The 9,106-nt window shown below is 72.3% G+C and carries 7 protein-coding genes; all 7 read left to right on the plus strand.

Annotated elements, in window-relative coordinates; all coding sequences use genetic code 11:
• The first annotated feature begins 256 nt into the window (after nt 1–256).
• Nucleotides 257–1,708, plus strand: a complete 1,452-nt coding sequence (locus ACLHRZ_RS32230) for an aldehyde dehydrogenase family protein (RefSeq protein ID WP_490422134.1) — start codon at nt 257–259, stop codon at nt 1,706–1,708.
• Between the two features lie 191 nt (nt 1,709–1,899).
• Nucleotides 1,900–3,057, plus strand: a complete 1,158-nt coding sequence (locus tag ACLHRZ_RS32235; RefSeq protein WP_490422135.1) for a sensor histidine kinase — start codon at nt 1,900–1,902, stop codon at nt 3,055–3,057.
• A 26-nt stretch (nt 3,058–3,083) separates the two neighbouring features.
• The gene (locus ACLHRZ_RS32240; RefSeq protein WP_490422136.1) at nt 3,084–3,779 is read left to right on the plus strand and encodes a response regulator; all 696 of its coding nucleotides are present in this window, start codon (nt 3,084–3,086) and stop codon (nt 3,777–3,779) included.
• Nucleotides 3,780–3,904: 125 nt separating this feature from the next.
• A complete protein-coding gene (locus ACLHRZ_RS32245) occupies nt 3,905–5,839 on the plus strand; it encodes an acyl-CoA dehydrogenase family protein (RefSeq protein ID WP_490422137.1) in 1,935 nt (644 codons plus the stop codon).
• A gap of 81 nt (nt 5,840–5,920) precedes the next feature.
• On the plus strand, nt 5,921–7,201 hold the full coding sequence (gene dxr, locus ACLHRZ_RS32250) for a 1-deoxy-D-xylulose-5-phosphate reductoisomerase (RefSeq protein WP_490422138.1): 1,281 nt from the start codon (nt 5,921–5,923) through the stop codon (nt 7,199–7,201).
• A complete protein-coding gene (locus ACLHRZ_RS32255; protein ID WP_490422139.1) occupies nt 7,198–8,499 on the plus strand; it encodes a M50 family metallopeptidase in 1,302 nt (433 codons plus the stop codon). The genes dxr and ACLHRZ_RS32255 overlap by 4 nt, the downstream gene beginning before the upstream one ends.
• A 147-nt stretch (nt 8,500–8,646) precedes the next feature.
• A partial coding sequence (locus ACLHRZ_RS32260) for a flavodoxin-dependent (E)-4-hydroxy-3-methylbut-2-enyl-diphosphate synthase (protein WP_490422140.1) occupies nt 8,647–9,106 on the plus strand: 460 nt, incomplete at its 3' end.

Raw genomic sequence — 9,106 nt, forward strand, 5'->3', positions numbered from 1 at the left:
CCCGCCCCCTTGCTCCCGCCGCAACGGTGAGCAACCACGACGGCGGAGTCCGGCGGTGCCGAACCGTCCGTACCCCGTCCGCCCCGCCCCGTGGGCCCGCCGCCACCCGGCGGCCGGTACCCGGGGACCCCGAACCTTCCAGTGCGGCACCCCGTGCCGCCCCACCGCTCCACCGCGGACAAACGGGCCCGGCCCGCAGGCCCCCTACCGTGGGGGAACCACATCGCACACCACCACTTGGGAAGGGGCCGGGACTGTGACTGACGCTGCCCCGCGCGGATTCTGGCTGGCCGGCCGCGAGGCCACCGGCGAGGAGTCCTTCGAGGTCACGAACTCCTGGGACGGCCGTCTCGTCGGCACCGTGAGCGTGCCCACCGAGGCGCAGGTCGAGGAGGCCGTCGCCGCCGCGCACGCCGTGCGGGACGAGTTCGCGGCGACGCCCGCGCACATACGCACCGCGGCCCTCGACCACGTCGCCCGGCGGCTGACCGAGCGCGCCGAGGAGATCGCCCTGCTGATCTCCGCCGAGAACGGCAAGCCCGTCAAGTGGGCCCGCGGCGAGGTCGGCCGCGCCGTCTCCGTCTTCCGCTGGGCCGCCGAGGAGGCCCGCCGCTTCAACGCGGGCGACGCCCAGCGCCTGGACACCGACGCGGGCGGCACCGGCCGCCTCGCCCTGACCCGCCGCTTCCCCCGCGGCACCGTCCTCGGCATCGCGCCGTTCAACTTCCCGCTCAACCTGAGCGCGCACAAGGTCGCCCCGGCCATCGCCGTCGGCGCCCCGATCATCCTCAAGCCGGCCCCGGCCACCCCGCTCTCCTCGCTCGTCCTGGGCGAGATCCTGGCCGAGACGGACCTGCCCGCCGGCTCCTGGAGCGTGCTCCCGGTCCCCAACGACCGGATGCCCGCGCTCGTCCAGGACGAGCGCCTGCCGGTCATCTCCTTCACCGGCTCCGGCCCCGTCGGCTGGTCGATCCTCGACTCCGCCCCGCGCAAGCACGTCACCCTGGAGCTCGGCGGCAACGGCGCGGCCGTCGTCCTGGCCGACTGGTCCTCCGAGCAGGACCTCGACCGGGCGGCCCAGCGCATCGCCACCTTCTCCAACTACCAGGGCGGCCAGTCCTGCATCTCGGTGCAGCGCGTCATCGCCGACGCCTCGCTCTACGAGCGCCTGGTGCCCAAGGTCGTGGCCGCCGTCGAGGCCCAGGTCACCGGCGACCCGTCGGACGACGCCACCGACGTCGGCCCGCTCGTCAGCGAGGACGCGGCCAAGCGCGTCGAGGCCTGGGTCGACGAGGCGGTCGAGGCGGGCGCGAAGCTGCTCACGGGCGGCAAGCGGGACGGCGCCACCTACGCCCCGACCGTGCTCGCGGACGTCCCCGCCGGGGTCACCATCGCGTGCGAGGAGGTCTTCGGGCCGGTCCTCACGCTCAGCCGCGTCGACGGCGAGAAGGCCGCCTTCGCCGCCGTCAACGACTCCCCGTACGGCCTGCAGGCGGGCGTGTTCACGCACGACCTGCAGACCGCCTTCCGCGCGCACCGCGCGCTGGAGACCGGCGGCGTCATCATCGGCGACGTGCCGTCGTACCGGGCCGACCAGATGCCGTACGGCGGCGCCAAGCAGTCGGGTGTCGGGCGCGAGGGCGTGCGGTACGCGATGGACGACTACACGTACGAGCGGGTGCTCGTGCTCACGGGGCTCGATCTCTGAGTTCTTCGGCTGCGGGTCGGCTTTGGTTGCTCGCGCCCACGCGGCGAAGCCGCATATCAGAACTGCCCCGCGCCCCCTTGGGGGCGCGGGGTTCCGTCAACCTGTGCGGTAGTCCTGCAACCCCCGCAGTAGGCGGCACTGCCTCCGTATGACCGATGTCCGGTCGTCCGCAACGCCGTTACGCTCCGGTGATGCGGAAACGTGTCGCGGCGCTCGACGTGCCGCTGGCGGCCGGACTCGCAGTCGTCGCCCTGCTGTTGGGGCACGAGCCGCCCCCCGAGGGCTGGCGTCACCTGGACCCGGGCGGTTACGCGCTCACCGTCGCGCTCTACGCGACACTCGTGTTCCGCAGGCGCGCGCCGGTGGCCGTCTTCGCCGCCCTGCACGCCCTGTGGCTGCTCCACATCGCCCTCGGCTACTGGCCGGTGGTCGAGTCCGCGGGCGCCATGCTCGCCTTCTACACGGTCGCCGCGTCCCGCCCGCCACGGGTCGCCGCCGCGTGCGCCGTGGTGCTCTTCGCGGTCTGGATGCTGGCAGGCCTCTCCAACCCCGATCACAGCGACATGCGGACCGTCGCCGCGCAGAGCGTCCTGGTCCCCCTGGTCTTCTGGTGGTTCGGTCACGCGGCCCGGCAACTGGCCGAGCGCAACGTCCAGTTGTCGGCCGTCACCGCGCAACTGCGCCGCGAGCAGGCCGAGAACGCCCGGCGCGCCGTCGCCGAGGAACGCGTCCGCATCGCCCGCGAGCTCCACGACGTCGTCGCCCACCACATGTCCGTGATATCCGTTCAGGCCGGGCTCGCCCACTACGTCTTCACCAGCGACGCCGACACCGCCCGCGCCGCCCTGGGCACGATTTCGGCCACCAGTGGCGAGGCCCTCGAAGAGCTCCGCCGGCTGCTGTCCGTCCTGCGCGTCGGCCCCGAGGGCGTCGGGGAGACCGCGGGCGAGGCCGCGTACCAGCCGACCCCGGGGCTCGACCGCCTGGAGGAGACCGCCGAGCGGGTGCGGGCCGCCGGCGTGGAGGTGACGGTCGAGGTCACGGGGGAGCGGCGGCCCCTGGCGCCCGGACCCGACCTGTGCGCCCACCGCGTCGTCCAGGAGGCCCTCACCAACGTCATCAAGCACGCCCGCCCCGCCCGCGCCGCCGTCCGCGTCGACTACGGCGCGCACCGGCTGACCGTCCGCATCACCGACGACGGCAGGGGAACGGTTCCGGCCATCCCGGGACCCTCCACCGGACACGGCTTGATCGGCATGCGCGAGCGCGCCAGGATCTACCGGGGGACCCTGGCCGCCGGGCCGCGCGACGAGGGCGGGTTCGAGGTGCTGCTCACGCTCCCGCTCTGACTCCCCCCGGCCGCACGGGAGTTGGCATGACCGGCAAACAGGAGGGCATACGCGTCCTCGTCGTGGACGACCAGGTCCTCATCCGCGCGGGCGTCGCCGCCCTGCTGCGCGCTGCCCCTGGCATGGAGGTCGTCGGCGAGGCCGCCGACGGCGAGGAGGCCGTCGCCCTCGCCGCCGCACACCGGCCCGACGTCGTCCTGATGGACATCCGCATGCCCGGCATGAGCGGCATCGCCGCCACCGAACGCATCCTGGGTGACGCCCCCGACCCCGCACCACGGGTGCTCGTCCTGACCACCTTCGACCTCGACGAGTACGTCTACGCCGCCCTGCGGGCCGGAGCCGCCGGATTCCTCCTCAAGGACGCCGGCCCGCAGCGGCTGCTCGCCGCCGTCACGGCCGTCGCGGGCGGTGACACCCTCTTCGCCCCGACCGTCACCCGCCGCCTGATCGAGGCCTTCACCCGCAGCCGGCCGCCCGGGACCGGACCGCAGCCGGCCGCCGGCGCCCTGGAGGCGCTCACCGGGCGGGAACGGGAGGTCCTGCGGCTCACCGGACGCGGCCTGTCCAACGCCAGCATCGCCGACGAGCTCGTCATCAGCGAGGCCACCGTCAAGACCCACCTCAACCGGGCCATGGCCAAACTGGGTCTGTGCAGCCGCGCCCAGGTCGTCGTCGCCGCCTACGAGAGCGGCCTCGTCGTCCCCGGCTCTCCCGGCTGAACCGTCCGTGGACCGGAACCTTGCGCGGGGGCTGGTAGAGGGGGTGCGGATCGGGTAGGTACATACGGACGAGTAGCACCGGTCGGTAGTCGACCGGGACAACCGACTCAGCGGTGAGGTGCCAGATGACCGCACCATCCGTACGACCGGTATCCGAGCGAGAGGCGCGCCAGGTCGCCGAGGCGGCCCGGGAGCAGGACTGGAAGAAGCCCAGCTTCGCCAAGGAGCTCTTCCTCGGCCGGTTCCGGCTCGACCTCATCCACCCGCATCCCACGCCCCTGCCCGACGACGTGCGCCGCGGCGAGGAGTTCCTGGCCAAGCTGCGCGACTTCTGCGAGACCCGCATCGACGGCGCCCTCATCGAGCGCGAGGCGCAGATCCCCGACGAGACGGTCGCCGGGCTGAAGGAGCTCGGCGCCTTCGGCATGAAGATCGACACCAAGTACGGCGGCCTCGGCCTCACGCAGGTCTACTACAACAAGGCCCTCGCCCTCGTGGGCTCGGCCAGCCCCGTCGTCGGCGCCCTGCTCTCCGCGCACCAGTCCATCGGCGTGCCCCAGCCGCTCAAGCTCTTCGGCACCCAGGAGCAGAAGGACGCCTTCCTGCCCCGCTGCGCGCGCACCGACATCTCGGCCTTCCTGCTCACCGAGCCGGACGTCGGCTCCGACCCGGCCCGGCTGGCCACCGCGGCCGTGCCCGACGGCGACGACTACGTCCTCGACGGCGTCAAGCTGTGGACCACCAACGGCGTCGTCGCCGATCTGCTCGTCGTCATGGCCAGGGTCCCGAAGAGCGAGGGCCACAAGGGCGGCATCACCGCCTTCGTCGTCGAGGCGGCCGCCGAGGGCGTCACCGTCGAGCGGCGCAACGCCTTCATGGGCCTGCGCGGCATCGAGAACGGCGTCACCCGCTTCCACCAGGTCCGGGTCCCCGCCGCGCACCGCATCGGCCCCGAGGGCGCCGGCCTGAAGATCGCGCTGACCACGCTCAACACCGGCCGCCTGTCCATCCCCGCGATGTGCGTCTCCGGCGGCAAGTGGGCGCTGAAGATCGCCCGCGAGTGGTCCCTGGCCCGCGAGCAGTGGGGCAAGTCCATCGCCAAGCACGAAGCCGTCGGCGCGAAGATCTCCTTCATCGCCGCGACCACCTTCGCCCTGGAGGCCGTCCTCGAACTGTCGGGCCAGATGGCCGACGAGGACCGCAACGACATCCGCATCGAGGCCGCCCTCGCCAAGCTCTACGCCAGCGAGATGTCCTGGCTGATGACGGACGAACTGGTCCAGATCCGCGGCGGCCGCGGCTACGAGACCGCCGACTCCCTGGCGGCCCGGGGCGAGCGCGCCGTCCCCGCCGAGCAGATGCTGCGCGACGCACGCATCAACCGCATCTTCGAGGGCTCGACCGAGATCATGCACCTGCTCATCGCCCGCGAGGCCGTCGACACCCACCTCTCGGTCGCCGGCGACCTCATCGACCCCGACAAGTCCCTCGGCGACAAGGCGAAGGCGGGCGCCAAGGCCGGCGGCTTCTACGCGCGCTGGCTGCCCAAGCTGGTCGCGGGGCCGGGCCAGCTGCCGCGCACCTACGCCGAGTTCCACCCTGCGGGCCACCGCGACCTCTCCGGCCACCTGCGCTACGTCGAGCGCTCCGCGCGCAAGCTCGCCCGCTCCACGTTCTACGGGATGTCGCGCTGGCAGGGCCGGATGGAGACCAAGCAGGGCTTCCTCGGCCGCGTCGTCGACATCGGCGCCGAGCTGTTCGCCATGAGCGCGGCCTGCGTGCGCGCCGAGCACCTGCGCTCCCGCGGGGAGCACGGGCCCGAGGCGTATCAGCTGGCCGACGCCTTCTGCCAACAGGCCCGGGTCCGCGTGGAGGAGCTCTTCCACCGCCTGTGGGTCAACACGGACGAGCTGGACCGGAAGGTCGTCTCCGGGGTGCTGGCGGGCTCGTACGAGTGGCTCGAGGGAGGCATCGTCGACCCCAGCGGCGAGGGCCCGTGGATCGCCGACGCCACCCCCGGCCCTTCCAAGGCGGAGAACGTCCACCGGCCCATCCGCTGAACCCCGCCCTCCGCACCGGTGATCGCCGCATCACCGGGATGCGCTGTCGGACGCTCCCGGTGGTGCGGCAACAATGGAGGGATGACGGACTCCCTCGCTGACCCGCACCTGCGCTATTCCGCCCCCGCCGATGCCGCCGGCGGCCCGCGCGAGATCGTGATCCTCGGTTCGACGGGCTCGATCGGCACTCAGGCCATCGATCTGGTCCTGCGCAACCCCGAGCGCTTCACGGTCACCGCCCTGTCCGCGGCCGGCGGCCGGGTGGAGCTGCTCGCCGAGCAGGCGCACCGCCTGCGCGTGCGCACGGTCGCGGTCGCGCAGGCCGGCAGGGCGGGCGAGCTGCGCGAGGCGCTGGCCGCGCGGTACGGGAGCGAGCCGCTGCCGGAGATCCTGGCCGGGCCCGACGCGGCCACCGAGCTGGCCCGCAGTGAGTGCCACACCGTCCTCAACGGCATCACCGGCTCCATCGGCCTCGCCCCCACCCTGGCCGCCCTGGAGGCGGGCCGCACCCTGGCGCTGGCCAACAAGGAGTCGCTGATCGTCGGCGGCCCGCTGGTCAAGGCCGTCGCCAAGCCGGGGCAGATCATCCCGGTGGACTCCGAGCACGCCGCCCTCTTCCAGGCCCTGCTCGGCGGCACCCGCGCCGAGGTGCGCAAGCTCGTCGTCACGGCCTCCGGCGGCCCCTTCCGCGGCCGGACGAAGGCGGAGCTGGCCGCGGTCACCCCCAAGGACGCGCTGGCCCACCCCACCTGGTCCATGGGCCCGGTGATCACGGTCAACTCGGCCACGCTGGTCAACAAGGGCCTGGAGGTCATCGAGGCCCACCTGCTCTACGACATCCCCTTCGAGCGGATCGAGGTTGTCGTCCACCCGCAGTCCTATGTCCACTCGATGGTGGAATTCACGGACGGTTCCACCCTGGCCCAGGCGACCCCGCCGGACATGCGCGGACCCATCGCCATCGGCCTCGGCTGGCCCGAGCGGGTGCCCGACGCGGCCCCCGCCTTCGACTGGTCGAAGGCCTCCACGTGGGAGTTCTTCCCGCTCGACACCGAGGCCTTCCCCTCCGTGGGCCTGGCCCGGCACGTCGGTGCGCTCGGCGGCACCGCGCCCGCCGTGTTCAACGCCGCCAACGAGGAGTGCGTGGATGCGTTCCTCAGCGGACACCTGCCGTTCAATGGGATCGTGGACACGGTCGCGGAAGTGGTGGCGGAACACGGCACTCCGGCCGCGGGAACCCGCCTGACGGTCCCGGACGTCCTGCAGGCGGAGGCCTGGGCCCGCGCCCGGGCCCGGGAACTGGCAGCACGTACGGCCCCCGCGGCACGTACGGCGACGGCGAGCTCGGAGGCTCCTGCATGACGGCACTGATGACGGTCCTCGGCATAGTCGTCTTCGTGGTGGGCCTGCTCTTCTCCATCGCCTGGCACGAGCTGGGCCACCTCTCCACCGCGAAGATGTTCGGCATCCGGGTGCCGCAGTACATGGTGGGCTTCGGGCCGACGATCTTCTCGCGGAAGAAGGGCGAGACCGAGTACGGCGTGAAGGCCGTGCCGCTCGGCGGCTACATCCGCATGATCGGCATGTTCCCGCCCGGGGAGGACGGCAAGATCAGCGCCCGCTCCACCTCCCCGTGGCGCGGCATGATCGAGGACGCCCGCTCGGCGGCCTTCGAGGAGCTGCAGCCCGGCGACGAGTCGCGGCTGTTCTACACGCGCAAGCCCTGGAAGCGCGTGATCGTGATGTTCGCCGGGCCGTTCATGAACCTGGTCCTGGCCGTCGTGATCTTCCTCGGCGTGATGATGTCGTTCGGCGTCAACACCCAGACCACCACGGTCTCCACCGTCTCCGACTGCGTCGTCTCGGCCAGTGCCAAGACCGACAAGTGCCCGGCCGGGGCCAAGGACTCCCCGGCCAAGGCCGCCGGCCTGCAGCCGCGCGACAAGATCGTGGCCTTCAACGGGCACAGGATCGACGACTGGGCCACGCTCCAGAAGGACATCCGCAAGACCACCGGCCCCGCCACGATCACCGTCGAGCGGGACGGGCAGCGCAGGACCCTCAGTGCGGACCTGATCTCCAACCAGGTCCAGAAGTACGACGGCAAGGGCGCCCCCGTCCAGGGCCAGTACGTCACGGCGGGCTTCCTCGGCTTCACGCCCGCCAGCGGCGTCGTCCAGCAGTCCTTCGGACAGTCGGTCAACCGGATGGGCGACATGGTCCAGTCCGGCGTGGAGTCCCTGGTGGCCCTGCCCGGCAAGATCCCCGACCTGTGGAACGCGGCCTTCGACGGCGCCGAGCGCAAGCCCGACTCCCCGATGGGCGTGGTCGGCGCCGCACGCGTCGGCGGCGAGGTCTTCAACCTGGACATCCCGCCGTCGCAGCAGATCGCGACCATGCTGTTCCTGGTCGCGGGCTTCAACCTCTCGCTGTTCCTGTTCAACATGCTGCCCCTGCTGCCGCTGGACGGCGGGCACATCGCGGGAGCGCTGTGGGAGTCCCTGCGCCGCGGCCTGGCCAAGGTCTTCCGCCGCCCCGACCCGGGCCCGTTCGACGTCGCCCGGCTGATGCCGGTCGCGTACGTGGTCGCCGGGATCTTCGTCTGCTTCACCCTGCTCGTGCTGATCGCGGATGTGGTGAATCCGGTCCGGCTCACCTGACGCCGGCCCCGCACGACGGTCCGCCCGGAGGGCCGCCGTCCGGGCAGCGGATGTGCCCCGGGCGGATCGCGTGCCGTAATCTCGAAGGCCGAGGCCGGAGCACGCCGATCTCGGGACCTTGAATCAGACCTTGGGGTTGCTCACCAGATGACTGCGATTTCGCTGGGAATGCCGTCCGTACCGACCAAGCTGGCCGACCGCCGTGTCAGCCGCAAGATCCAGGTCGGGTCCGTGGCCGTCGGCGGTGACGCTCCGGTGTCGGTCCAGTCGATGACGACGACGCGGACGTCCGACATCGGTGCGACGTTGCAGCAGATCGCGGAGCTGACGGCGTCGGGCTGCCAGATCGTGCGGGTGGCGTGTCCGACGCAGGACGACGCGGACGCGCTGAAGGTGATCGCGGCGAAGTCGCAGATCCCGGTGATCGCGGACATCCACTTCCAGCCCAAGTACGTGTTCGCCGCGATCGACGCGGGCTGTGCGGCGGTGCGGGTGAACCCGGGCAACATCAAGCAGTTCGACGACAAGGTCAAGGAGATCGCCAAGGCGGCCTCGGAGGCGGGCACCCCGATCCGTATCGGCGTGAACGCGGGCTCGCTGGACCAGC

This window comes from Streptomyces sp. AM25 (genome assembly GCF_058146165.1).

Excerpts from the sequence above, each read along its gene's own strand:
- ACLHRZ_RS32255 (WP_490422139.1), top strand. The coding sequence starts at position 7,198 with ATGACGGCACTGATGACGGTCCTCGGCATAGTCGTCTTCGTGGTGGGC.
- ACLHRZ_RS32245 (WP_490422137.1), top strand. The coding sequence starts at position 3,905 with ATGACCGCACCATCCGTACGACCGGTATCCGAGCGAGAGGCGCGCCAG.
- dxr (WP_490422138.1), top strand. The coding sequence starts at position 5,921 with ATGACGGACTCCCTCGCTGACCCGCACCTGCGCTATTCCGCCCCCGCC.
- ACLHRZ_RS32240 (WP_490422136.1), top strand. The coding sequence starts at position 3,084 with ATGACCGGCAAACAGGAGGGCATACGCGTCCTCGTCGTGGACGACCAG.
- ACLHRZ_RS32235 (WP_490422135.1), top strand. The coding sequence starts at position 1,900 with ATGCGGAAACGTGTCGCGGCGCTCGACGTGCCGCTGGCGGCCGGACTC.